The organism is Stenotrophomonas sp. PD6 (assembly GCF_049199305.1).
In the GTDB taxonomy this organism is placed as follows: Bacteria; Pseudomonadota; Gammaproteobacteria; order Xanthomonadales; family Xanthomonadaceae; genus Stenotrophomonas.
Genome location: NZ_JBLZQD010000003.1, coordinates 122,301 through 146,630, shown reverse-complemented (window position 1 = coordinate 146,630; position 24,330 = coordinate 122,301). Strand labels below are relative to the sequence as shown.

The 24,330-nt window shown below is 67.2% G+C and carries 23 protein-coding genes; 6 read left to right on the top strand and 17 right to left on the bottom strand.

The features are described 5' to 3' along the window. The first annotated feature begins 2 nt into the window (after window positions 1-2). The gene (locus ACOZHM_RS06445) at window positions 3-623 is read left to right on the top strand and encodes a thymidine kinase (protein WP_421568280.1); all 621 of its coding nucleotides are present in this window, start codon (window positions 3-5) and stop codon (window positions 621-623) included. A 39-nt stretch (window positions 624-662) separates the two neighbouring features. On the opposite strand, the gene ACOZHM_RS06440 is transcribed toward ACOZHM_RS06445, so the two are convergent. The 9 genes from ACOZHM_RS06440 to ACOZHM_RS06400 all read right to left on the bottom strand — a co-directional run bounded on the left by ACOZHM_RS06440 (window position 663) and on the right by ACOZHM_RS06400 (window position 9,409). Next, complete coding sequence (locus ACOZHM_RS06440) at window positions 663-2,264, bottom strand: glucan biosynthesis protein (RefSeq protein WP_421568278.1); 1,602 nt, start codon at window positions 2,262-2,264, stop codon at window positions 663-665. Window positions 2,265-2,312: 48 nt separating this feature from the next. Continuing rightward, window positions 2,313-5,186 (bottom strand): protein kinase domain-containing protein, encoded by a 2,874-nt coding sequence (locus ACOZHM_RS06435; RefSeq protein ID WP_421568277.1) that lies wholly within the window; start codon window positions 5,184-5,186, stop codon window positions 2,313-2,315. Between the two features lie 73 nt (window positions 5,187-5,259). Further along, window positions 5,260-5,826, bottom strand: a complete 567-nt coding sequence (locus ACOZHM_RS06430) for an ECF-type sigma factor (RefSeq protein ID WP_421568276.1) — start codon at window positions 5,824-5,826, stop codon at window positions 5,260-5,262. A gap of 65 nt (window positions 5,827-5,891) precedes the next feature. Continuing rightward, the gene (gene mutM / locus ACOZHM_RS06425) at window positions 5,892-6,704 is read right to left on the bottom strand and encodes a bifunctional DNA-formamidopyrimidine glycosylase/DNA-(apurinic or apyrimidinic site) lyase (RefSeq protein WP_421568275.1); all 813 of its coding nucleotides are present in this window, start codon (window positions 6,702-6,704) and stop codon (window positions 5,892-5,894) included. A 40-nt stretch (window positions 6,705-6,744) separates the two neighbouring features. After that, window positions 6,745-7,209 (bottom strand): hypothetical protein, encoded by a 465-nt coding sequence (locus ACOZHM_RS06420; RefSeq protein ID WP_421568274.1) that lies wholly within the window; start codon window positions 7,207-7,209, stop codon window positions 6,745-6,747. Then, window positions 7,187-7,387, bottom strand: a complete 201-nt coding sequence (locus tag ACOZHM_RS06415) for a hypothetical protein (protein ID WP_421568272.1) — start codon at window positions 7,385-7,387, stop codon at window positions 7,187-7,189. The genes ACOZHM_RS06420 and ACOZHM_RS06415 overlap by 23 nt, the downstream gene beginning before the upstream one ends. A gap of 74 nt (window positions 7,388-7,461) precedes the next feature. Continuing rightward, complete coding sequence (locus ACOZHM_RS06410; protein WP_421568271.1) at window positions 7,462-7,752, bottom strand: hypothetical protein; 291 nt, start codon at window positions 7,750-7,752, stop codon at window positions 7,462-7,464. Between the two features lie 82 nt (window positions 7,753-7,834). Then, window positions 7,835-8,140 (bottom strand): EF-hand domain-containing protein, encoded by a 306-nt coding sequence (locus ACOZHM_RS06405; protein WP_421568616.1) that lies wholly within the window; start codon window positions 8,138-8,140, stop codon window positions 7,835-7,837. A 66-nt stretch (window positions 8,141-8,206) separates the two neighbouring features. Further along, window positions 8,207-9,409, bottom strand: coding sequence for a DesA family fatty acid desaturase (locus tag ACOZHM_RS06400; protein WP_421568270.1), 1,203 nt, complete (start codon window positions 9,407-9,409; stop codon window positions 8,207-8,209). Between the two features lie 149 nt (window positions 9,410-9,558). On the opposite strand from ACOZHM_RS06400, the gene ACOZHM_RS06395 reads away from it, so the two are divergent. Continuing rightward, window positions 9,559-10,383 carry an ABC transporter ATP-binding protein gene (locus ACOZHM_RS06395; RefSeq protein ID WP_421568269.1) on the top strand — a complete coding sequence of 275 codons (825 nt, stop codon included), beginning with the start codon at window positions 9,559-9,561 and terminating at the stop codon, window positions 10,381-10,383. Between the two features lie 119 nt (window positions 10,384-10,502). Here the strand turns inward: ACOZHM_RS06395 and ACOZHM_RS06390 are convergent, their stop codons facing one another. Together ACOZHM_RS06390 and ACOZHM_RS06385 are read right to left on the bottom strand one after the other, a co-directional pair. Continuing rightward, on the bottom strand, window positions 10,503-11,711 hold the full coding sequence (locus ACOZHM_RS06390; protein ID WP_421568268.1) for a DUF4785 domain-containing protein: 1,209 nt from the start codon (window positions 11,709-11,711) through the stop codon (window positions 10,503-10,505). A gap of 10 nt (window positions 11,712-11,721) precedes the next feature. Next, window positions 11,722-12,603, bottom strand: coding sequence for a hypothetical protein (locus ACOZHM_RS06385; protein ID WP_421568267.1), 882 nt, complete (start codon window positions 12,601-12,603; stop codon window positions 11,722-11,724). A gap of 358 nt (window positions 12,604-12,961) precedes the next feature. Here ACOZHM_RS06385 and ACOZHM_RS06380 point away from each other — a divergent pair, with 358 nt between their 5' ends. After that, window positions 12,962-13,807 carry an acid phosphatase gene (locus ACOZHM_RS06380; RefSeq protein ID WP_421568266.1) on the top strand — a complete coding sequence of 282 codons (846 nt, stop codon included), beginning with the start codon at window positions 12,962-12,964 and terminating at the stop codon, window positions 13,805-13,807. A 95-nt stretch (window positions 13,808-13,902) separates the two neighbouring features. On the opposite strand, the gene ACOZHM_RS06375 is transcribed toward ACOZHM_RS06380, so the two are convergent. After that, window positions 13,903-16,170, bottom strand: a complete 2,268-nt coding sequence (locus tag ACOZHM_RS06375) for a TonB-dependent receptor (protein WP_421568265.1) — start codon at window positions 16,168-16,170, stop codon at window positions 13,903-13,905. A 360-nt stretch (window positions 16,171-16,530) separates the two neighbouring features. On the opposite strand from ACOZHM_RS06375, the gene ACOZHM_RS06370 reads away from it, so the two are divergent. Together ACOZHM_RS06370 and ACOZHM_RS06365 are read left to right on the top strand one after the other, a co-directional pair. Continuing rightward, complete coding sequence (locus ACOZHM_RS06370) at window positions 16,531-17,109, top strand: type II toxin-antitoxin system PemK/MazF family toxin (RefSeq protein WP_421568264.1); 579 nt, start codon at window positions 16,531-16,533, stop codon at window positions 17,107-17,109. 241 nt (window positions 17,110-17,350) lie between these two features. Further along, a complete protein-coding gene (locus ACOZHM_RS06365) occupies window positions 17,351-18,349 on the top strand; it encodes a patatin-like phospholipase family protein (protein ID WP_421568262.1) in 999 nt (332 codons plus the stop codon). A 168-nt stretch (window positions 18,350-18,517) separates the two neighbouring features. Here ACOZHM_RS06365 and ACOZHM_RS06360 read toward each other — a convergent pair whose 3' ends face one another. Further along, a complete protein-coding gene (locus ACOZHM_RS06360; protein WP_068848115.1) occupies window positions 18,518-19,000 on the bottom strand; it encodes an Lrp/AsnC family transcriptional regulator in 483 nt (160 codons plus the stop codon). A 127-nt stretch (window positions 19,001-19,127) separates the two neighbouring features. Between ACOZHM_RS06360 and phhA the strand changes: the two genes are divergently transcribed. Further along, the gene (phhA, locus tag ACOZHM_RS06355) at window positions 19,128-20,024 is read left to right on the top strand and encodes a phenylalanine 4-monooxygenase (RefSeq protein ID WP_421568614.1); all 897 of its coding nucleotides are present in this window, start codon (window positions 19,128-19,130) and stop codon (window positions 20,022-20,024) included. A gap of 136 nt (window positions 20,025-20,160) precedes the next feature. On the opposite strand, the gene ACOZHM_RS06350 is transcribed toward phhA, so the two are convergent. From ACOZHM_RS06350 to ACOZHM_RS06335, 4 genes are all read right to left on the bottom strand, one after another. Continuing rightward, window positions 20,161-21,267 (bottom strand): GDSL-type esterase/lipase family protein, encoded by a 1,107-nt coding sequence (locus ACOZHM_RS06350; protein ID WP_421568260.1) that lies wholly within the window; start codon window positions 21,265-21,267, stop codon window positions 20,161-20,163. Window positions 21,268-21,406: 139 nt separating this feature from the next. Further along, window positions 21,407-22,162, bottom strand: a complete 756-nt coding sequence (gene kduD, locus ACOZHM_RS06345) for a 2-dehydro-3-deoxy-D-gluconate 5-dehydrogenase KduD (protein ID WP_421568259.1) — start codon at window positions 22,160-22,162, stop codon at window positions 21,407-21,409. 66 nt (window positions 22,163-22,228) lie between these two features. Beyond that, window positions 22,229-23,077, bottom strand: coding sequence for a 5-dehydro-4-deoxy-D-glucuronate isomerase (gene kduI / locus ACOZHM_RS06340; protein WP_421568258.1), 849 nt, complete (start codon window positions 23,075-23,077; stop codon window positions 22,229-22,231). 193 nt (window positions 23,078-23,270) lie between these two features. Then, window positions 23,271-24,329 carry a LacI family DNA-binding transcriptional regulator gene (locus tag ACOZHM_RS06335; RefSeq protein WP_421568257.1) on the bottom strand — a complete coding sequence of 353 codons (1,059 nt, stop codon included), beginning with the start codon at window positions 24,327-24,329 and terminating at the stop codon, window positions 23,271-23,273. Window position 24,330: the final 1 nt, after the last annotated feature.

The window sequence follows — 24,330 nt, the reverse complement described above, 5'->3', positions numbered from 1 at the left end:
CGATGGCCAAGCTCTATTTCTATTATTCGGCGATGAACGCCGGCAAGACCACCACGCTGCTGCAGTCGGCGCACAACTACCGTGAGCGCGGCATGCGCGTGGCCATCCTCACCCCACGGCTGGACGACCGTGCCGGGCGCGGCGTGGTCGCCTCGCGGATCGGACTCAAGGCCGACGGTGTGGCCTTCGACCGCGACACCGACCTGGAACGGCTGATCCGCGATGACATCGCCAGCCATGGCCCCTTGGGCTGCGTGCTGGTGGACGAGGCGCAGTTCCTGAGCCGCAGCCAGGTCTGGCAGCTGAGCGAAGTGGTCGACCAGCTGCGCATTCCGGTGCTCTGCTACGGGCTGCGCACCGACTTCCGCGGCGAGCTGTTCGAAGGCAGCCAGTACCTGCTGGCCTGGGCCGACGAGATGCAGGAGATCAAGACCATCTGCCACAGCGGCAAGAAGGCCACCATGACCGTGCGCGTGGACGAACACGGCCACGCGGTACAGGACGGCCCGCAGGTCGAGATCGGCGGCAACGAGCGCTACGTGTCGGTCAGCCGCGCCGAGTTCAAGAAGATCACGCGGGGCGAGGGCCGGATTGATCCGGCCCAGGCGCGGTTACCGCTGTAACCGCGCCGGTAGGTACCCACCGTTGGTGGGTACACGTCATCAATACAACGTCCGTTCCGGCGCCCCCGCCGGCGGCGGCGAATATTGGTACAACCACGTTTCCGTCAGCGTCTTGCCGCCGCTGCGCAGGTACAGGCGGATGTCGATCTGGTCGGTGCTGTTGTCCGGCGGCACCAGGTCGAACATGGCGCGGTAGCCCTTGATCTCGCGCAGCGGGCGCGCCGACACGGTTTCGGTGCGGCCACGGCTGGTCTGGACCACCGCTTCGACCTCGCCCTTGTCGATCAGCGCGGCCAACTCGCCGCCCTGGAAGTCGACGGCAAACCGCCAGGAGAAATACTCGCGCTTCTTGCCGATCACCCCACCCAGGCCGGTGCGGGTCGCCATGGCCTGCGCCAGTGGCGGCCGCGCGGGCGGCTCGGCGCCCCAGTACAGGCGGTAACCCAGCAGCATTTCCTGGCCCGGCTGCGGCTTCGCTTCCGGGTTCCAGAACGCCACGATGTTGTCGAAGGTCTCGTCCACGGTGGGAATCTCCACCAGCTGCACCGAGCCCTTGCCCCACTGCCCCTTCGGTTCCACCCACAGGCACGGGCGCTTCTCGTAGAACACCCCGTCGTCCTGGTAGTGGTCGAAGTTGCGGTCGCGCTGCAGCAGGCCGAACCCCTTCGGGTTGTTGTCCACAAACATGTTGAAGCGCAGCTGGCGCGGGTTGGACAGCGGGCGCCAGATCCACTCGCCTGCCCCGGTCCACATCGACAGGCCGTCGGTGTCATGGATCTCCGGGCGCCAGTCCCAGGCCATGCGGCGGTCGTTCTCGCCCACCTGGTACATGCTGGTGCACGGGGCGATGCCCAGGCGCTCGATGGTCTTGCGCGGATACAGCGCCACATCCACGTCCATCAGCAACACATCGCCATTGGTGATGGCGAACCGGTAGGCGCCGGCCACGCTGGGCGAATCCAGCAGGGCATACACCACCAGCGTGTTGGAATCGGCCGCCGGCTGCTCCAGGAAGTAGGCGATGAAGTCCGGGAATTCCTCCGGGCGGCCCATGCCGGTGTCGATCGCCAGGCCACGCGCGGACTGGCCGTACTGGCCTTCCTTGCCCACCGCGCGGAAGTAGCTGGCGCCCAGGAACGCGGCAAAGTCGCGGTCGGTGTCCTGGCGGGTATTGAGGCGGAACCCGGCAAAGCCCAGGTCGGCCGGCAGCTGGCCGTTCTTCAGGCCGCTCTTGCCGTAATTGAACGCCGCCGGGTCATACGCCAGTTCCTGCGCCTTGCCATCGACGACGTCGAACATGCGCACCGGCGAATGGAAGTACAGGCCCAGATGGAAGAACTTGGCCTGGAAGCGGCCGGGCTGGTCGGCCCACAGCGCGTGATCCTGGCGATAGCTGATCGACTGGTACTGGTCCCAGTCCAGCGCCTCCAGCGGCCCCGGCAAGGTGCGCCGGTGGGTCTTGTACGGCGCCTCGGACAGCGCGCGCGCCTGGCCCTTCAGCGTGGCGAAATCGAAGGGCTGCGGTTGGCCGAGCCGGCGCAGGCCCACCTGGCTGCCCTGCGCGGCACAGGCCGGCAGCGCGGGAAAACCGATGGCGGCCAGGGCCAGGGAGGCGTTGCGGATGAAGTCGCGTCGTTGCATGCAGGCAGCGATGGCAGGAGAGGGCCGGCCATCATAGGCACGCTTGCGTTAATTCGCCGCTGTGGTGGCCACCCGGCGTTCAGTCTGCCCCCTGCGGGCCAGCGTGCCGCGGGTGGGACACGCCTGCAGCGCGGCCTCGATCCGGCGTGCCACCCGGCCGCCCTGCGGGCGCTGCTGCTTCACCTCGGCCTGCAGCCGCAGCAGCAGGTCGCGGCCCCGCGCCGGCGACTCGGTACAGGCCAGTTCGCCCAGCGCGGACCGGGCCAGCCAGCGCAGCTGGGTGTTGCGCGGGTCGGGCGACACGGCTTGGGCTAGTGGCTGCAGCGCGCGCTGCGCCTCCACCGGCTGGCCCATGCGGATCAGGTTGCGGCCCCAGGCCAGCTGCACGGCCTGCCGCTGCATCAGCGCGTCCGGTCCACCGCGCGCGGAATGCCGCATCAGGGCCGCCAGGCGGTCGCCGGCCTCCCACGGGTCGACGTATTCGCCGATGATCTCGGCCATCTTGCGGTCTGCGCGCTGCACGTCCGGATCGTCTTCCCCCCGCTGCGCCGCCTGCCACTGGCGCCCCTCGCGAAGCGCCGCCAGCGCCTCCTGCCAGCGACCGGCGTCGGCCAGTGCACTGCCCCAGTCGTACAGGCCCTGCGGCAGCAGGCCCACGCAGTCGGGTTGTCGCCAGATCGCCACCGCGTGCCCGAAGTTGGCCACCGCCGCCTCGGTGTCGCCGCGCTCCAGCGCCGAACGCCCCAGCGCATGCCAGGTCTGGCCGGTGTCGCGGTGCTGGTCGCCCAGCGCGAGCAGGGTCAGCCGGTGCACCTGCTGCAGGGTGGCCTCGGCCTGCTCCAGGTCGCCGCGTTGCAGGGCCAGGGTGGCGCGCAGGCGACGGATGTTCAGCGTCTCCGGGTGGTCGGGGCCATACAGGCTGACCGCGTCGGACCAGGCGATGTGCAGCGTCTGTTCGGCCGCATCCAGATCGCCCTGCGCCGCCAGCGTTTCGCCCAGATGGCGGCGCAGCGTGACCAGCTGCGGGTGGCGTTCGCTGGAGCGTACCTGCAGCAGCTCCAGCGCCTGGCGATAGCCGGACAGCGCGGCCTGTGGATGCCCCTCGTCGTTCTCCAGCGCCGCCAGATCGGCCAGGCTCTCCGCCGTTCCGGTCACGTCGTGGACCGCACCGCGCCGCAATGCCAAGGCCAGCTCGAAGGCGTCACGCGCCTCGTCACGGTAGCCCAGCAGCTGCTGGCAGCGCCCCAGCTGGGCGTGGTATTCGGCCACCTGCGCGGGCAGCGCCTGGCGCTGGGCCAGGGCCAGCGCCTGCATGGGGGTCATGTGCGCAACACACTCGCGGGAGCGGCCGAGCATGCGCAGCACGCGGCCGCGCTGGGTCACCGCTTCCAACTGCAGGGCCGGCGGCACCTCATCCAGCTCTTCCAGCAACGCGCGTTGCCGATCCAGGGTCTGCAGCGCCAGCTGGTAGTCGCCCATGCCGATGCGCAGGCGCCCGATCACCCCTTCCAGGTCGGCCAGCGGCAGCGGCTGGTCGGCCAGCTCGGCTTCGCCGCGCTGCTGCCCGGTGGCCAGCAGCTGGCGCACGTCGAAACTGCCGTGGCGCACGCTGGCGGCGCGGTCGAACAGGCCGATGGTGAAGTCCTGCATGGCCTGCGCGCGGGCGATTTCGCGCCGCGCCTGCTGCATCTGCCACAGCGCCAGCACCGCCAGCGCGACCAGTGCCAGCACGCACAGCGCACCCAGCACCACGCCCCAGCGATGCCGCCCCAGGTACTTGCGCAGGCGGTACAGCGCGCGCTGCGGCCGTGCGTGGATGGGGCGACCCTCAAGGAAACGCCGTAGGTCCTGCGCGAGCGCCTCCACCGAGGCGTAGCGCTGCGCCGGCTCCTTCTGCAGCGCCTTGAGCAGGATGGTGTCCAGGTCGCCACGCAGGCGCCGGGCAAGGCGGCGGGTGGCGACCGACGGCGCCGCATCGGCGGTGTCGCCACGCAGCACCACGCTGGAGGCACGCGGTGCGGAGACCTCCAGGATCGAACGTTCCCACTCGGCATCGCTATGGCGGCGCAGGCGGTAGGGCTTGCGCCCGGTGATCACCTCGAACAGCACCACCCCCAGCGAATACACGTCGGTCAGCGTGGTCACCGCCTCGCCACGCACCTGCTCCGGCGCGGCGTAGTGCAGGGTGAAGGCGCGCGCCTCGGTCGGCGGATGGGCCGCATTGGCGCGGGCCTCCTCGTCGTCGAGCAGCTTGGCGATGCCGAAATCCAGCAGCTTCACCTCGCCGTCGGCGGTGACCAGGATGTTGGAGGGCTTCAGGTCGCGGTGCACGATCAGGTTGGCGTGCGCGTGGCTCACCACGGCGCACACCTGCAGCATCAGTTGCAGGCGGCGCTCCAGCGGCAGCTGCAGGCGCTGGCAGTAGTCGGTGATCGGCTCGCCTTCCACGTAGGCCAGCGCCAGGTAGGGCTGGCCCTGCAGGTCCACGCCTGCGTCCAGCAGCTGGGCCAGGTGCGGGTGCTGCAGGCGGGCCAGAATCTCGCGTTCGCGACTGAAACGCTGCCGCAGCCCCGGGTCGGCATAGCCGCTGCGCAGCAGTTTCAGCGCGACCTGGCGCTGATACAGGCCATCGGCGCGTTCGGCCAGCCAGACCTCTCCCATGCCGCCCTCGCCCAATTGCCGCAGCAACCGGTAGGGGCCGATGTGGGTGCCGGCGCGGCTGTCTTCCGGCGCGGCGGTCCACAGCGGCTGCGCCATGAACTCCTGGCTTTCCTGCTCATGGTCGAGCAGCCGCTGCAGGTCGGTGGCCAGTGCGGGATCGGCCGCACGCAGGTGCGCCAGCCGCGCTGCGCGCTGGTCCGGAGGCATTTCCAGCAACTGATCCAGCAGCATGGACACCTGCCGCCAGCGCACTGCGTCCATTGCCCGCTCCCGCCCCTGGCCCCACGATCGTGTCATTGCCCGCACGCCTGCGCGGGCTCCCTGCCTGCCGGTGTCAGTCCTCGCGGACCGAGGCCAGCAGGAACATGCGCGCCTTCTGCCAGTCACGCCGGATGCTGCGCTCCGAGCGCTGGCAAAGATCGGCGATCTCCTGTTCGGACAGCCCCGCGAAGTAACGCAGCTCCACCACCTTGGCCAAGTGGCCATCGACCGCCTGCAGGCGCGCCAGCGCCACATCCAGCGCCAGCAGGTCTTCGTCCAGGCGCACGCCGCTGCTGCTGTTCTCTGGAATCTCGGCTACCCGCTTCAGATCGCCGCCGCGTTTGCGGGCCAAGCGGTTGCGTGCGTAATCGACCACCACGCTGCGCATGGCCGAGGCGGCATAGGCGAAGAAGTGCGCCCGGTCCTCGAACCGGGCCCCGCCGCGTGCACCCAGCAGCTTGAGATAGGACTCATGCACCAGCGAGGTGGCATCCAGCGTGCGGCCCTGCTGCCCAGCCAGCTGGCGTCGCGCCATGCTGTGCAGTTCCTGGTACAGCAGGGTCAGCACCCGGTCCAGCGCGGCACGGTCGCCCGACCTGGCCGAGTCGAGCCATACGGTGATATCCGGGCTTTCGTCCATCGCACACCCCCGCCGGTGACGTTGGGCCGACTATAACGCCCGTACGCGGCTGTGCGTGCGACGGTTCAGCGTTGGCAGTACCCGCACCAGACGCTGGCGCGCTGGCCGATGGTGGCGTGGCGCAACGGGCGCCCGCACTGGCGGCAGGGCTGGCCTTCACGCCCGTAGACCAGCAGTTCCTGCTCGAAATAGCCCGGCGCGCCGTCCGGGTTGATGAAGTCGCGCAGCGTGGTGCCGCCACGCGTGATGGCGTGGCCCAGGATCTGCTTCACCGCCGTGGCCAGGCGCTGGTAGCGCTCACGCGAGATCTTGCCGGCCTCGCGCAGCGGGTTGATCCCGGCCATGAACAGGCTCTCGGCGGCGTAGATGTTGCCCACCCCGACCACGATGGCCTGGTCCATCAGGAAGGTCTTCACCGAGGCGCTGCGGCCGCGGCTGCGCCGGAACAGGTAGTCGCCGTCGAATTCGTCGTCCAGCGGCTCCGGGCCCAGCCCGGCCAGCAGGTCATGGGTCTCGCCGGCCGGCTGCCAGAGCAGGCTGCCGAAGCGGCGCGGGTCGTTGAAGCGCAGCAGGCGGCCGTTGTCCAGGCTGATGTCGACGTGGTCGTGCGCCCGCACAGGAGTGTCGCCCGGTAATACACGCAGGCTGCCGGACATGCCCAGGTGCAGCAGCGCGCTGCCGATGGCGGTATCGAGCAGCAGGTACTTGGCGCGGCGGCGCACGCCCTGGATGGCCTGCCCCGGCAGCAGGGCGCTGATTTCGTCGGGAATCGGCCAACGCAGGTCGGGCCTGCGCAGGATCACGCCGTGGATGCTGCGGCCTGCCAGGTGCGGGGCCAGGCCGCGGCGGGTGGTTTCGACTTCGGGGAGCTCGGGCATGGGGGGATTCTAAGGCACGCCCTCCCAGACGTTCACGGAATCAATCCGCACGAACCAACAGGCCTTCGTCACTCAGCAAGGACTGCCCGCCCAGTCTCCAGAACTCGTAGTAGATCGAGAAGTCGATTGAGACCTCCAGCAAGGGCTGCATCACGTACCAGGACAGATCGTAATCAGCAGCGATTCCGTAAAGCGCTTCGCCGAGTCCGTAGATCGAAAGTGGCAACGCACTGTAGGACGCAATCAGCGTGTCGCTTACAAACTCCGAAATGTCGCTGCCAGGATGATCACGCATCAGCGCTGCGTAGTACGCCTCCTTGCCTACAAATATGACAGGCACATTGGAAGCCAGCTGATGCAGCTCGGCATTTCCACGCTCGAGACAGAATCTGGCCTGCTCGCCCAGCCACGCCTTCGCGGCCTGTTCCAAGGCGTCGCGGGAAGCGCGCCCCTGCGGTTGAAGATAGAGATAGTTGCCCAGCTCACCCGTGCCCAGCAGCTTCACCAGCGCAGTCGTAGGAGAAGGCATCGTAACCATCCACGATCCCCTGATCGACGAGCTCGAAGTTGTTCTGAGCGAGGGAAAAATCTTCCGTAATCACTTCCGGTCCTTCATTTGAGTTTCTGGCCGCGCGCTTCGCGTCATTCTGCGTCGCGCGCGTATCGAACGGCGTAACCAGCATCGAGCTCGATGGCGACGCGGCCGGTCAGCGTCCTGCCTTCCGCACTGAAGGCTTGCTCCCCTTCCGCCGTCCAGTCACTTCGCTGCTTTGCAGGTGTACGGACTCTCCGAGCGGAGCTCTTCGCCTGTCTGCAGGTCCTTGATGTGCACCACGGCACCGGGATAGGCCGAACACAGCGCATTGCGCGCGGTGTAGATGCGGCTTCCATCGGCGGTCATGCGCACGTTGGAGGAAAGCTCGCGACCCTCGGCGTCCGTGGCCGAAACGACATATGTCCCGGAAAGGGTTACGCAGCCGGACAGACCGCACATGACTGTGGCTGCGGCAACAATTCGCAGACTGCGATTCAGAGGAATGACTGACATCCTTGTGCTCCGTGTTGGTTGAAACCGATCGGCGCGGGGCCCCTGCCGTCCTATCGGCAGTCTGCAGAATATCTTCAGTATTTCAACGCGGCGGCGCGGACAGCTCCTTCGCGCTCAGGAACCCGTCGCCATTGGCGTCCTGCTTGTGGAAGCGCTCGACGATGGTCTGGCGCTGCTGGTCGCGCGTGATCGGCTTGCCCTTGCCGCCGGGCAGCTCGTCGGCGCTCAACACGCCATCGCCGTTGCGGTCCATGCGGTCGAACGCATAGAGCATCCACTGCACGTATTCCTCGACGCTGACCTTTCCATCGCCGTCCGTGTCCATGCGCTGCAGGTAGCTGCGGGTGTCGGTGACCTGAGCCTGTGCGGCCGCAGCGAGCAGCAGCAGCGACAGGCAGGAAAAACGCCGCGCGAGGCGGCGTTTTCCAGAGTTGCGATGGGCGGCACGCACCGGTCAGTGCGCCGTCAGCGCGTAGCCCTTCAGGCGCGCGGCATAGTTCTGCAGCGCGGCAATACCGCTGGCTTCGGCCTCGTGGCACCAGGCCTGGAGCAGTTTCAGGCGCTCGGCGGCGTCGTTGCCGCGGGCCTCGAGCAGGGCCGCCAGACGCGCGCGGTGTTCGACCAGCACGCGGATGCGCGGACGCTGTTCGACCCAGGTGCTGAGCTCGGCGCGGCAGTCGGGCTTGAGCCAGCGACCGTCGTTGACCAGGCCGCGCTGCATGCGACGCGGCAACAGCTGGCGCAGCTTGGCGCCGGCCATGGCGGCCTCTTCGCGCAGCGCTGGCACGAACACGTTGCGCTGGTAGTCGGTCATGGCCTGGAAACGGTGCGAGAGCAGCGCCTTCAGGGTTTCGGCATCAGGCACGGCAATGTTCGGGCGCACGTCCATGCTGGGAGCAACGCGCAGCACCTTGGCCAGGCCAACGGCCTGCAGGCCACGGATGGCGGTCCAGCCGATGTCGAATTCCCAGCGGCGCATCGAGAAGCGGGCCGAACTGGGGAAGGCATGGTGGTTGTTGTGCAGCTCTTCGCCGCCGATCCAGAACGCCCACGGGGTGAGGTTGGTGGAGGTGTCGGCCGACTCGAAGTTGCGGTAGCCCCACCAGTGGCCCAGGCCGTTGACCACGCCGGCGGCCCAGAACGGAATCCATGCCATCTGGATTGCCCACAAGGCCACGCCGGGCAGGCCGAACAGCAGCAGGTTCACCACCAGCAGCGCGACCGGGCCGAGGTTGGCGTGCGGGGTGTACAGGTGGCGCTCGATCCAGTCATCCGGGGCGCCGCGGCCGTACTGCTCGATGTCCGCACGCATGCCCCGGGCTTCCCGGTACAGCTCCACGCCGCGCCAGAACACCGTGCTGATGCCCTTGGTGACCGGGCTGTGCGGGTCTTCTTCGGTCTCCACCTTGGCGTGGTGCTTGCGGTGGATGGCCACCCACTCCTTGGTGATCATGGAGGTGGTGAGCCAGGTCCAGAAGCGGAAGAAGTGCGCGATGACCGGGTGGAAGTCCACGCCGCGGTGCGCCTGGCTGCGATGCAGGTACAGCGTGACGGCAAAGATGGTCAGCTGGGTAAACACCAGCAGCACCAGGCCCATGCCCCACCAGCCGAGGCCGACGACGCCGCCGGTCAGGAAGTTGAGGAGCGTATCGAGCATTGCGGGAACTCCGGGCCGCGACGGCCAGCAGGGAACGGGTACAGGTTCGGACATGATGCGGCCAGAAGTTGCAAACTTCATCCGTCTGATGCGATTTTTGTGCAGTCATTCAGTTGTTCTCCTCCTTCGTGAGCATCGCCCCCGCATTCATGACCGTTGCAACCCTACTTTCGTCTGACGCCGCCCCCCTGATCGAACTCGACCGAGCCTGCGTGGTCCGTGGTCAGGTCCGGGTGCTGCACGACCTCAGCCTGCGCATCGCCCAGGGCCAGCACACAGCGCTGCTGGGCCCCAACGGCTGCGGCAAGTCCTCGTTCATCAAGCTCATCACCCGCGAGCTGTACCCATTGGCACACGCCGACGGCACCGTGGCGGTGCGGGTGCTGGGCCAGAACCGCTGGCAGGTGGACCGGCTGCGTTCTCAGCTGGGCATCGTCACCGGTGACCTCAGCAGCAATCTGGCGGACATGCCCGGGCTGACGGTGGAGGAGGCGGTGCTGTCCGGCTTCTTCGCCAGCTTCGTGGTGCCCGCGTTCCGCGAGGTCACCGATGCCATGCGTGTGCGGGTGCGCGAGACGCTGGCGTTGACCGGTGCCTTGACGTTGCTGCAACGCGGCTATGCAGAGCTGTCGGCCGGGGAAACGCGGCGGGTGTTGATCGCCCGCGCGCTGGTCAACCGGCCGCAGGCGCTGCTCCTGGACGAGCCGTCCACCGGGCTGGACCTGGTGGCGCGCCAGCATCTGATCGCCACCATGCGCACGCTGGCGGCGCAGGGCATCACCCTGGTGCTGGTGACCCACCACATCGAGGAAGTGATTCCGGAAATCGAACGCGTGGTACTGCTGCGCGGAGGGCGCATAGCGGCGGATGGCACGCGGGAGGAGCTGCTGCGCGATGGGCCGCTGTCGGAGGTGTTCGGGGGGCCGATCCAGGTCATCGAGCACGAGGGTCGGCTGAGCGCATTCGCGGGGTGAGGTTCGCCGCTACGGGCGGGTGGCTCTACAGCTATTGCGCCTCCCCGAATCCGGTAGGTACCGACCGTTGGTCGGTACGCGATGCGCCGGGGCGGAGGCAGCCCCCGCCCCGGCAGTACTCAGAACCGCACCGCGACCGCCCGGCTCTCGATCGGTGCCATCCGGCTCTGGTCCTGCAGTTGCAGGTCGCGCAGCTCGAACGGGGCGGCGTAGCCGCGCGGCAGCGCCACCGTGTCGAACGCCAGCAGCAGTTCGCCTGCGCCTGCCGCGTCGAACCAGGCCGCGCTGTGCGCCTGTGCGACCGGGTGCAGCTTTCCATCCGGTCCAGTGGCGTGCAGCGTGCCGCGGGCCTCGTAGCGGCCGGGCGCGCCGATCTGCACGGGCAGCCGCACCTGACGCCGTGCCGCGTCCACCTCGGCCTGGCCGCTGAAGCGCGCGGTCGGCTGGGCCACGGCGAAGGCCACCTTGGCATCACGCTGCACGCCCTGGGCGGAAACGAAGGCCTGCAGTTCCCACAGGCCCTGCGCCTGGCCGATGTCGGCGGGAAGGGTCACGCGCGCGCTCAGCCCGTCCTTGCCCGCCACCAGCGGCACCGGCCAGCTGCGGCCATCAGGGGCCACCAGCAGCGCTTCGCCGCCGGCCGGCAACGCGCGCGCCACCGAACGCCCGGCCGCCAGGGCCGTGCTGCCGCCGTCATGTTGCAGGCGCGCGCTCAGCACCACGCTGCCGCCCGCCAGCACCTGCTGCCGGTCGGCCTGAAGGCGCAGGGAAATCGGGCTGTTGGGCTCCAGCACCTGTACCACGTAGCGCCCCTGCGCCTGCGGCGCCTGCAGGCGGTAGGTGCCCACCGCCGCGCTGGCGCCGGTGCGGGCCATGGCTGTTCCCTCACCCACGCCCATGCCCGCCGCGCGCAGCTGCTGCGCGTCGACCACCTTGTCCAGCGCCAGCGCACCGGCCGGGTCGCGCACCTGCAACTGCTCCACGTCCAGCGCGCGCGCCCCTTGCACCGGGCTGACCTGGATCACCGCATCGGCGGCGGTCAGCGGCAGCTCAAGGCCCTGCTGCAGGGTGGCCGCATCCACGGTGTTCCAGTAGCTGCGGCTCAACGCGGTGAACGGTGCCGGTGCGGACAGCGCCTGGTCCGGATCCAGCGCCCAGGCGAAGCGCACCGGGGCGCGTTCGATGGTCGCATCGGGCAGGGGCGCGCGTTCCACGCGCGGAGCGACCTGGTCGGTGCCGCGCGCGGCCTGCAGCGGTTGTGCCGCCTGCAGGGGAAGCGTGAACAGCGCCGAAGCCACGGCCACTGCAATCATCAGTCTTGAAGTCATGGCGTGTTCCTCACAGGGTCAGGTCGTTGCGCAGGATCGCGCCGAGGCCGAAGCATTCACGGCGGCTCTGGTTGTGGCTGAGCGGCTCGGCGCCGTTGGTGCGCGCCTTGTCGGTAAACAGCACCGTGCCGGCGGCCTTCTGGCTGCTGCATTCCAGGAAGCCATCGGAGCAGCTGTTCAACCAGTTCTGCGTCAACTCCAGACCCACGTTCTGCGCATAGCCACCGCAGTAGCTGTTGCTGTCCCACACGGCCGATTCCACATCCGAGCCCACCACGGCGCGGAACGGCTTGGGCAGCGCCGGGCGGCCGGCGGTGCCGTACAGGTTCTGCGCGTTGTAGGTGGCCATCCAGCCGACCTGCTGCATGCGTACCGCATCGTTCTGGTAGCCCAGCAGCCAGCCCACCGAGGCCTCGAACGCATTGCCGTTGAGAACGGCGTCGGCCAGCGGCGTACCGGCCGACGACGGCGCCAGCGCGGTGACCTTGCTGATGGTCTGGATGATCTTCGGGTAGCGGCTGTCGTACGTGGGGTTGGAGAGGATCCAGCGCACCACGTTGCCGCCATTGGAATGGGTGATCACCACCAGCTTGGTGATGCCCTTGCTGTTGATGAAGCTGGTCAGCTGCCCTGCCAGGCAACCGGCGGCTTCGGGCTTCCACATGTACTGCTCGAAGTCGCAGTTGATCACGGTGTAGTTGGCGCTGTTGGGCAGCCCCTGGCGCACTGTGTCGATGATCGCCGGCTGCCAGTAATCGGTCCGCGCGTCGGTCTGCTTGCCGGTGCCGTGCACGAATGCCACCCCGACCACGTCGGCCGCGTGTGCGCTGCCACACGCCAGCATCAGGCCCAGGGCCAGGCCAGCGCCCTTCCCCACTGCATTGCTTTGCATTCTGTGTCTCCCTTTGAACAGCGGGGCAGAGCCCCGCTCTACGAGAAGGGGGCAGAGCCCCACGCTACGAGAAGCGGGGCAGAGCCCCGCTCTACCGGTGATTCCCCCTGATTGCTGGCGCCCCCTCGCCCCTGGGCCTCATCTATCCAGATCCCTGTGACAAGTGACCGCACCGAAGGAGAAGCTATGCCGGCTGGATATCTCAATCCGTGAACCAGTAGAGGGTTCCTATCATTTGAAACGACTCCCAGGGCTGCGCTGCAGTGCGTCATGCCGGATTTGGCGGCATGACCCTTGGCCGCTGGCAGGGGTTGGCGAAGCTGCGATCATGCGCACTTCATGCTTTTGAGATCTGCCGATGCACGCTGCCGCCTCCGCACGCTTTCTGCGCCCCCTGCTGGCCACCGCCCTGATCGCGGCGCTGGCCGGCTGTGCCACGGTGACCCCGCCGACCACCCCGGTGGAGGCGTCGGTGCTGACCAAGGCGGTGGGCTATCTGGCAGCGGACGCGGTGCCGGACAGCATGGCCCTGGTACCGGCCCCGCCGGCGGCGGGCTCGGCCGGGTTCGCGCTGGATGAGCAGGTCAGTCGCGAGGCACGCGCGCTGCGCGACACGCCGCGCTTCGCGCAGGCACATCGCGACGCGGAGCTTGGCTTCCCGGAAGGTGCGAATCAGTTCGCCTGCGCGATCGGGCTGGACGTGGACGCGCAGAAGACCCCCGCCCTGTACCGCCTGCTCGAGCGCAGCCGCATTGATGCCAGCGCCGCCACGCGCAGTGCCAAGCATCATTACGAACGCGCGCGACCGTTCATGGTCAACGGTGAACCCACCTGCACGCCGGAAGATGACGAGGGCCTGCGCAAGAACGGTTCGTACCCGTCCGGGCACACCTCGATCGGCTGGGCGTGGGCGTTGATCCTGTCCGAGATCGTGCCCGAGCGCGCCGACGCCATCCAGGCACGCGGCCGCAACTATGGCGAGAGCCGGCTGGTGTGCAACGTGCACTGGCAGAGCGACATTCTGGAAGGCCGCTTCATGGGCGCGGCTGCGGTGGCGCGGTTGCACGACAACGCCGAGTTCAACCGCGATCTGCTGGCCGCGAGAAAGGAAATCGCGGCGGCGCGAAAGGCCGGCGCGAGCGTCAGCCGCGATTGCGCGGCGGAAGAGACCGTGCTGAAGGTCCGACCTGCCAGCGCGCTCTGATTGTTGCACGCCCAGCAATGAAAACGGCGCGGAAAAATCCGCGCCGTTTTTGATGCGTACCCACCAACGGTGGGCACCTAGCGGTTGTCAGGCGATCAGAATTTCGCCGTGAACTCCACGCCAAACGTACGCGGCTCGTTGAGGAAGCCGGTCAGGTTGTTGAAGTCGATCGCACCCACCACGCGGGTCTGGTTGGTCAGGTTGCGACCGAACGCAGCCACGTCGTACTGGCCGTAATCCCAGTTGTAGCCCAGGCGCAGGCCGCCTTCCAGCGACGAGCGGCTGCGGAATTCCGGCGACTCGTACAGGAAGAAGTTCACCGCGCTGCGGTACGCCCAGTCGGTGTAGACGTACAGTTCGCTGGCATCGGTGATCGGGAAGCCGGCACGCAGCGTCATGTTGTGGATCCACTTCGGCGCCTGCGGCAACGGGTTGCCGTTGACCAGCGCGTAGGTGCCACCGTTGATCACCGTGGTCGGGTCGGTGATGGTGCAGCCGCCACCGCAGATCGCCACCGCCAGATCGCGGTCCTTGATCTCGGTGTCGTTGTAGCTGCTGCCCAGGGTGAGCAGGACGTGGTCGGTGAGGTAGGCCTCGAAGTCCAGCTCGGCGCCCTGGCCGATGGTCTTGTCGGCGTTGAGCAGGGTGGCGGTGTTATTGCTGCCGCCCACCGCGATGAGCTGCTGGCCATCCACGTTGTAGCGGAAGATGTTGAAGCCCAGGCGGGCGCGGCGATCGAACAGGTCGGCCTTGACGCCGATTTCGTACGAGATCACCTTCTCCGAATCGGCCTGCGAGACGCCACCGAAGGCCAAACGACCCTGGATGGACGGCGCACGGAAGCCCTTCGCAACACGCGCATACGCATTGAAGTTGTCCGTGACCTGGTAGACGCCGCTCAGGTCCCAGCTGACGTCGTTGACGTCGGTGTTGGCCAGGTACGTACCGCTGACCGGCGTACCGCCCGGCACGGCCTGCAGCACGCTGGCGGTGAAGTCCTTCTTGTCCTGCGTGTAGCGCAGGCCGCCGCGCAGCTTGAACTTGTCGGTGACGTCGAAGTCACCCGAGGCGAAGGCCGCCCACGCCTTGTTGCGCTGGCTCTGCACCGCGTGGCCGGTCTGCGGGTTGCCCGGGGTCAGCGAGTCGTAGTTGAAGCTGTCGATGGTGACGTCTTCATCGAAGTAGAACACGCCCGCCTGCCAGTCGAAGCGGCCCCATTCGTTGGATTCCACGCGGAATTCCTGGGTCCACTGGCGGTGGTGCGGCAGGCCGTCGGCCGATTCGGACGGGAACGGAATGAAGCCCGGGCCGTAGTTGCCCGCACCCAGGAAGCTGGCGCCGTAGCCGCCGTCGATGTCGCCGTGGTTGAGCGACTCGGCGGTTTCATAGCCGGTGATCGAGTGCAGCGTCACGCTGCCCAGGTTCCACTGCAGGCGCGCGCTGCCGCCCCAGGTGTCCAGCTCGGAGAAGTTCTCGCCGTCGTTGGAGACCTTGTCGCGGTCGAAGTTCTCCACCAGCGCGTTGCTGCCCGGCTGGATGATGTTGGCGCGGAACAGGCGCGCGGTGCCGTTGAGCTTGCGCTTGTGCAGGTTGAACAGCGCCTCGAATTCATCGCCTTCGTACAGGAACTGCACGCGGCCGGCGGATTCGTCATAGCCTTCAAAGCCTTCCGCCGGTGCATTCGGGCGGGTGTTGTCGACGTAGTTGTCGCGGCGCTGGTACAGCGCCGACACGCGCGCGGACCAGCGGTCGGTCAGCGGGCCGCCGTAGGCCGCCTGGGTGTTCCAGGTGTCATAGGTGCCGTAGGAGACTTTGACGTAACCATCGGCGTCCTGCGACGGACGGGCCGAGTCGAACTTGACCACGCCGGCCGGGGTGTTGCGCCCGAACAGGGTGCCCTGCGGGCCGCGCAGTACTTCCACGCCGGCCAGATCGAACAGCGGGAAGCCCTTCAGCAGCGGGCTTTCCTGCACCACATCGTCATACACCAGCGACACCGGCTGCGAGGCATTGAGATCGAAATCGGTGTTGCCCAGCCCGCGGATGTAGAAGCGCGGGAAGGCACGACCGTAGGACGATTCGATGTTCAGGCTCGGCACGCGGGCCGACAGGAAGCGGATGTCGTCGCCGGCCGAACCGAGCACATCGAGCTTCTCGCCCTGGATGGCCGAGATCGACACCGGCACGTCCTTGGCGTTCTCGACACGGCGCTGGGCCGTGACCTGCAGGGTGTCGAGCGCGACCGGATCCTTGGCGGCGGGGGCGTCCTGGGCTGCGGCCGTCAATGGCAGCAGGGCGGCAAGAGCGACAACGAGGGGGTGCACGGACGCGGTGCGGCCGTGGGCAGTGCGGTTCGGGAACATGGCGATTAGGCTGTGTTGGGAGGGGTGGTGGACCGGCGCTACCAGACAATTGTTGCAGTACAACAACACCGTCGCAAATTACATCTTTCATTACCAAGATTTGCGGCCTCAGATGTGAAGGCCGAGAGGCGCCTGACGGGCCGGTGGCACCAGCCTTGAGCCGGCGCCCGGAAGGCTGGCTTGGTGTGATTCGCGGCCATTGCCGCATCGGGTCAGGCTGCCGGTGCTTGGCCGGCAGCGACAACCGCCTTCTGCGCGCATTTCCAGCGCCACGGGAGATTCTTCGCGGAAGGGTGAGCTGGTACCTATGCCTGTGCGCTGGCGGTGCTACAACCCGGCGACGATGCAATGGGCCCAGCAATGAATTCCCGGATCAAGCGCGGAGAGATCTACGAGTGTGTGTTTGGCACGTATCGGCCCCTTCTTGGTCAGGATGGGCGCCCGGTCGCGTCAGGTGAAAATGGTAGAGCGGAGTATGTCCGGGACGAGTTCCAGGGGCCTATTCCCTTTGAGATCCAGAAGCCGCGACCTGTGGTCATCCTCGGTGATCACAAAGGCCAGTACGTGGTTGTTCCCATCAGCACCACGCAGGATGGCCACAACAATCCGCGCAAGACAGGCGAAGCCAGAGGGCTGCATATACGGCTCGGTCATGAGGCGCTTCCCAACCTGATCAGATACAGCCGCGCTCAGATCTGCTGGGCAAAGTCCAATATGGTCCAGACCGTGGACCGCAATCGACTGAGACCCCTGAACCGGCGCGGTGAACCGCCGCCGAGGATCTCGGAAGAATGCCTCCGATCCATACAGCACGCATTGATCAAGGCCATCGGATGCCAAGCGCTTCTGGAGCACTCGATCGACGTGTCGCAAATTGATTCGAAAGACGATTGCATGGCCAGCCGCTTGGAACGTCCTGAAATTGATTCAAGCTCTTGATATGCATAGAGAAAATGAATCGATTCAGTTGAGCCGCTCGGTTGCACATCTACTGGGGTGTGCTTAGACTGCGTGCGTTGGCCGAAAGGCACATGCAGTACATTTGGCCGAAAGGCACAGAGGCCCGCGCAAGCGGGCCTCTTCGTTATCCGCGCTGAATGATGCGGAAGATCGCGCCCCGGCGCCTTGCGACAGACGCTATGCTGCCGTCCTTCGTTCCCCATTCACTTTTGCCACGCCCATGACCGCCTTCCGCCGTACCCGTCTTACGCTGTCCGTTGCCCTGCTCGGCTTGCTGGCTGGTTGCGGTGGTGAAGCCGTCCGCCCGACCCCGCCCCCGGTGGCCACGCCCGTGGCGCCCGCCAAGCCGGTGAAGATCGGCATCGCGCTCGGTGGCGGTGCGGCCAAGGGCTTTGCCCATATCGGCGTGATCAAGATGCTGGAGGCCAACGGCTTCGAGCCGGTGGTGGTGTCCGGTACCAGCGCCGGCAGCGTGGTCGGCGCCCTCTATGCCAGCGGCATGGACGCCTTCCAGATGCAGTCCAAGGCGGTGGCGCTGGACGAGGCGAGCATCCGCGACGTCCGCCTGTTCTCCGGCGGGCTGGTCCAGGGCCAGAAGCTGCAGGACTACGTCAACGCCCAGGTCGGCAACCGCCCGGCCGAGAAGCTGAAGAAGCCGTTTGCGGCCGTGGCCACCAACCTGGACACCGGCGATCGCGCGGTGTTCGTGCGCGGCAACGTGGGCCAGGCCGTGCGCGCCTCCAGCAGCATTCCGGGCGTGTTCGAGCCGGTGAAGATCGGCAACAACATGTTCGTCGACGGCGGCGTGGTCAGCCCCGTGCCGGTGGATGCCGCGCGCCAGCTGGGCGCCGACTTCGTCATCGCCGTGGACATTTCGAGCAAGGCCAGCGGCAAGTCGCCGACCGGCATGCTGGGCATCGTCAACCAATCGATCTCGATCATGGGCCAGCGCCTGGGCGAGCAGGAACTGGCGCGCGCCGACATCATCATCCGCCCCAAGGTGCTGGACATCGGCGCGGCCGATTTCAGCCAGCGCGGCTACGCGATCCTGGAAGGCGAGAAGGCCGCGATGGCGGCCATGCCGCAGATTCGCGCCAAGATCGAGCAGCTGCAGCGCGCCCGTGCCGCCGCAGCGGCCCCGCCGAAGCCGACGCCGAAGTGCGATGAACCCTCGCGCGTGGGCAAGTTGATGGGGCGCAAAGAGAAATGCGAGGGCTGAAGGCCCAAGCGTGCGTGTGGCTTGTTCGCGCCGACTGGTAGAGGCGACTGGGTAGAGCCGACTGTTAGTCGGCTGCTCCTGATCGAAGTTGACGGATGTCCTGGCGAAGAGCTGCCGACTAACAGTCGGCTCTACCAGCTTGAATGAGCGGTTCGCGTCGCGAACCGCTCATTCAAGTTGCGACAACGGCAGCGCCCTGAAGTCCTTCACGGTGCGCAGCACGAAGCTGGAATTCACGTCGGCCACGCCCGCCGCGTTGAGCAGCTTGTCGAGCAGGAAGCTGGAGAAGTGCTCCAGGTCGCGCACGTAGATGTGCAGCAGGTAGTCCATATCGCCAGTCAGCGCATGGCAGGCCACCACCTCATCCCAGTCCACCACGCTGTCGGCGAACACGCCGATGGCGTGCTGGTCGTGCTTCTCCAGCTGCACGCGCACGAAGGCCTGCAGCCCCAGGCCGATCCGGCGCGGCTCCAGCCGTGCGCCATACCCGGCGATCACCCCCTCGCTCTCCAGCCGCTGCACGCGGCGCAGGCACGCCGACGGGGACAGGTTCACCCGCGCGGCCAGTTCCGCGTTGGTGGCGCGGCCATGTTGCTGGATCTCCGCCAGAAGACGCAGATCCGTGCGGTCGAACTGGGCATCTCCGGACATTGCTGCTCCGCAACATTGATTGGACGCAACGATATTGCGCCAGATCGGCAGATCCGCGCAACTTTGCAATCCTCTTGCGCGCGCCCTGCCCTAGGATCAGTAGATGACTTCCGAGGAGCCCACCGTGATGGAAACCGCCACCGCCCCACGCCGCGTCGAACACCAGCAGACCGACAAGGGATACGTGCCGGTGTATACCACCGCCGTGGTGGAACAGCCTTGGGACAGCTACACCGCTGACGACCACGCCACCTGGAGCACCCTGTACCAGCGCCAGCGTGCGCTGCTGGAGGGGCGTGCCAGCAAGGAGTTCCTGCAGGCACAGGACGAGATGGGCATGAACGCGCACATGATTCCGCGCTTCGACCAGCTCAACGAAGTGCTGGGCGCGGCCACCGGCTGGACCCTGGTCGGCGTGGAGGGCCTGCTGCCGGAACTCGACTTCTTTGACCACCTGGCCAACCGCCGCTTCCCGGTGACCTGGTGGATCCGCCGCCCGGACCAGATCGACTACATCGCCGAGCCGGACATGTTCCACGACCTGTTCGGTCACGTGCCGCTGCTGATGAACCCGGTGTTCGCCGACTACATGGCCGCCTACGGCCGTGGCGGCGTGAAGGCACACGCTATCGGGCCAGAGGCACTGCAGCACCTCACCCGCCTGTACTGGTACACGGTGGAGTTCGGTCTGATCAATACGCCCGAAGGGCTGCGCATCTACGGCGCGGGCATCGTCTCGTCCAAGGGCGAATCGCTGTACTCGCTGGAGTCGGCGGCGCCGAACCGGATCGAGTTCGACCTGGAGCGGATCATGCGCACCCGCTACCGCATCGACACGTTCCAGAAGACCTACTTCGTCATCGACAGCTACGAGCAGTTGATGGAAGCCACCGCGCCGGACTTCACCCCGATCTATGCGGCGCTGGAAACGCAGGAGCATCTGCCTGCGGGTGACGTCCAGGACGGCGACCACGTGTTCCAGAAGGGCACCGGCGAAGGCTGGGCGGACGGCGGCGACGTGTGAGGTAACGCGCCTCCATCAACGCTCACGCGGTGACGCAACTCACCGGGCTTTTGAAGGTTGCGCACCTATCCTTCAAAAGCTCCTGAAGCATTTGAAGGTTGGCAACGGGTAGCGCCGGGCTCTGCCCGGCTGCTCATCAGCGCGGATACGCCAACAGCACCACCAGATCCTGCTCTCCCACCTGCTGCAGTGCATGCAGGCTACCCACCCGGGTCAGCAGCGCATCGCCTGCCGCCACGTCGTACTGTTTGCCATCCAGCACGTAGCTGCCCTGCCCGCTGACGATGTAATAGATCTCGTCCTTGTGCTGCGGGTGCAGGCCGATGCCCGCGCCCTTGTGCAGCACGCGCTTGCGGAGGACGAACGGCAGGTCCCTGTCATCGGCGAAGAACGGGTACGCGGTGGTCGGGCCGGCGCCGCCGTGCGGGCCTGGCTGGGGAATCGCGATATCGCGTTCGTGCACCACGCGCGAGGGTTTGGCGGGGTCGCCGCCCTGCCCTGCGGGCTGGCTCACGTCGCAATCGATATCGCGCTTCAAGGCCGGTTTCAGCTCGGGCTTCAATGCCACCCAGTCGCGGACGACCAGGCAGGCTACGGCAGTGGCGCCGGCCACGCTGAAGTGGGTGCCGTCGGCCTTGTTCTGTTCGGGCACGAACAGGAAGTAGGGTTTGGCGCCCTGCTCGCCCAGCGCGCGGATCCAGCGGGTGGAGCTGGCGTTGAGATCAATCAGCGCCACCTGCTCGCGTTCGGCCAGCTGCTTCATCGACTGCGTGTACAGCCCGTGCGTATCCAGCAGCGAACCGAAGTCGTACAGCAGCCGCGCCACCGGCGTGATGAGCACCGGCGTGGCGCCCTTGTCGCGGGCCAGCTGCACGTAGCGCAGCAGGTACTGCGGGTAGGCGGTGACCGGCTCGTTGTAGCGGGTGGGGTCTTCGAACTTGGCGTCGTTGTGGCCGAACTGGATCAGCAGCACGTCGCCGGGCTTGAGGTCGGCAGTGATGGCATCGAGGCGTTTTTCCTCGATGAAGCTGCGGGTGCTGCGGCCGCCTTTGGCGTGGTTGCGTACCTCCCACACGGCGGGGTCGAGGTAGCTCTGCAACGCCTGCCCCCAACCGGCCTGCGGTGCCCGCTCGGGGCCGTACTCGGCGGCGGTGGAGTCCCCCGCGATGAAGACGCGGTGGGGTGCGGCATGCGCGGTGCCGGCCGCCAACAACAGCAGAAACGGGAGCAAGACGCGATGCATGTTCGGGCTCCTGCAGAAGGCGGCCGGCCAACGGCCGACGCTACCGTTTGGACATTTCCCGGCACGTACCGACCAACGGTCGGTACCTGCCGCAATCCCAGCGGACGGTAGGTATCGACCGTTGGTCGATACCCGCACGTCATCTCGCCAGCCAACCCCCATCCACCGGAATGACCGAGCCGTTGACGTAGTCCGATGCGCTGGACGCCAGGAACACCGCCGTACCGGCCAGGTCTTCCGGCGTGCCCCAACGACCGGCCGGAATGCGGTCGAGGATGGACTTGTTGCGGTCCTCGTCGGCGCGCAGTGCGGCGGTGTTGTCGGTGGCCATGTAGCCCGGGGCGATGGCGTTGACGTTGATGCCCTTGCCTGCCCATTCGTTGGCCAGCAGGCGGGTGATGCCTGCGATGCCGCTCTTGCTGGCGGTGTACGACGGCACGCGGATACCGCCCTGGAAGGACAGCATCGAAGCGATGTTGATGATCTTGCCGCGGCCCTGTGCGATGAAGTGGCGGCCAGCGGCCTGCGAGATGAAGAAGGCGGACTTGATGTTGACGTTCATGACGTCATCCCAGTCCTGCTCGCTGAAGTCCACTGCGTCGGCGCGGCGGATCAGACCGGCGTTGTTGACCAGGATGTCCAGGCCGCCGAGGCCTTCGATGGTTTCGCGCACGACGCGCTCCACCGGTTCGATGCTGATCAGGTTCGCTTCCACCGCCAGGCAGCGGCGGCCCAGCGCGGTGATCCTGGCGATGGTGTCGGTGGGCGGCGCGATGCCGGCCACGGCGACGTCGGCACCGGCCTGTGCCAGTGCCACGGCGATGCCCTGCCCCAGGCCGGTGTTGCCACCGGTGACGAGTGCGATCTTGCCTTCCAGACTGAACGGATTAGCCATTGCGGTTACTGTCCTTATCCAATGCGGGACACGCGCCGCCCGCGTGATGCAGGCGGCGCGGATGGGTCACTTGAGCTGGCAGATGTCCAGCACGTGCATGTCGGTGTAATCCAGGTTTTCGCCGCCCATCGCCCAGATGAAGGCGTAGTTGCTGGTGCCGGCGCCCATGTGGATGGACCACGGCGGGGACACCACCGCTTCGTTGTTCTGGATCACGATGTGGCGCTGCGCGTCCGGCTCGCCCATGAAGTGGTACACGCGGTCGTTCTGGCCCAGGTCGAAGTAGAAATAGACCTCGCTGCGGCGGTCGTGCAGGTGCGGCGGCATGGTGTTCCAGACGCTGCCCGGCTTGAGCACGGTCAGGCCCAGCAGCAGCTGCGAGGACTGGCAGGTGGCCGGCACGATGTACTGGTAGATGGTGCGTTCGTTGCTGGTTTCCAGCGCGCCGCGCTCCAGGGCCACCGCGTCCTTGATCGACAGCGCCTTGGTCTCGAAGCGCGCATGCGCCGGGGTCGAGGCCAAGTAGAACTGCGCCGGCGTGGCGGCGTCATCGGAGGCGAACACCACGTCGGTGCTGCCCATGGCCACGTACAGGCCGTCCTTCGGACCGAGCTTGAACACGGTGCCGTCGACGGTGACCGTGCCGCTGCCGGCGCCGACGTTGATCACGCCCAGCTCGCGGCGCTCCAGGAACGCATGGCCGGCGGCCGAGGCCGGTTCGGTCTGCTTGGGCAGCGCCACCGGCCCGGTGACCGGGGCGGCACCGCCGAGCACGAAGCGCTCGTAGTGGGTGTACTTCAGGGTCACCGCATCGGCGTTGAACAGGCCGTCGAGCAGGTAGAGCTCGCGCAGGTCGTCGTTGCTGGCGCCCTTGATGGCGTCGGGATGGGTGGCGTAGTGGGTCTTGCAGTACATGGCGTCTCCAGAGCAGGGGTGGGCCGACGGGGCGGCCCCGGCGCGATTTCAGCTGATTGTACCCAGCGGGGAAACCGGTGTCATTTTGCATCGCGGCACCGTCGAGTAGGTCACGACCGTTGGTCGTGACCAGGTTGACCCGGATATGTGTCACGACTAACAGTCGTGACCTACCGGACTGCCGCCTTCGGCGTCAGTCCTCCGGCGGCTGGCAGGAATCGCGCACGATCAGGTGCGGGCGCACGCTGGCGATCTGCAGCGCGGCCTGGCCATCGGGCTGGATCAGCATCGCCGCGGCCGTGCGCCCGGTGTCGCGGGTGTGGCGGCGCACGGAGGTCAGCGAGGGCCACAGGCGCGAGGCCAGGGGGCTGTCGTCGTAGCCGATGATCGAGAGCTGGCGCGGAATGTTGATGCCCGCCCGCAGCGCGACCTTGTAGATGCCGGCGGCCATTTCGTCGTTGCCGGTGAAGATGGCGGTCGGGCGCTGCTTGCCCAGCAACAGCTTCTCGGCCGCGGCCACGCCGGATTCGAAGGTGTAACCGGCCTCCACGATGCGCCCGGGCGGCAGTTCGATGCCGCGCTGGGCGAGGGCATCGATGAAGCCGGCGGTGCGCTCGTGCGCGGAGCGATAGGCGCTGGGGCCGGTGACCAGGGCGATGTCGCGGTGGCCCAGTGACAGCAGGTAGTCGGCGGCCTCGGCGGCGCCGTCGCGGTCATGGGTGACCACCATCTGCGAGGTGTCGTCCAGCGGCAGCGAGGCGATGCGCGTGAAGCGGCAACCGATCTCGTCCAGCATGTCCACCAGCGCCTGGTCTTCGGACGCACGCGGCACCAGGATCACCCCGTGCAGCTTCTGCTGCTGCACGAAGCGGCGCACGCCCTCGATGTAGCCGGGGCTGCGCGAATCGCAGGGGTGTACCACCAGCTCGAAACTGGAGCCGCGCAATGCGTCCAGGGCGCCGTACTGCATGTCCACGATGTACTGCGCAGTGGGGTTGTCATACACCATGCCGATCAGGAACGAGCGGCGGAACGCCAGGCCGCGCGCGAGCGGGTCCGGCGTATAGCCGACTTCGCGCATCAGCGCTTCGACCTTGTCGCGGGTGTCCTTGCGCACCAGTGGCGAGTTGTTGATGATCCGCGAAACCGTTTTCTTGGATACACCCGACAGCCGCGCGATGTCATTGATCGTGGCGGCCTTGCCCTTGGTCAACCCGTGCAATGGCGGGTCGGTCTTGGTGCGCAGTGACATG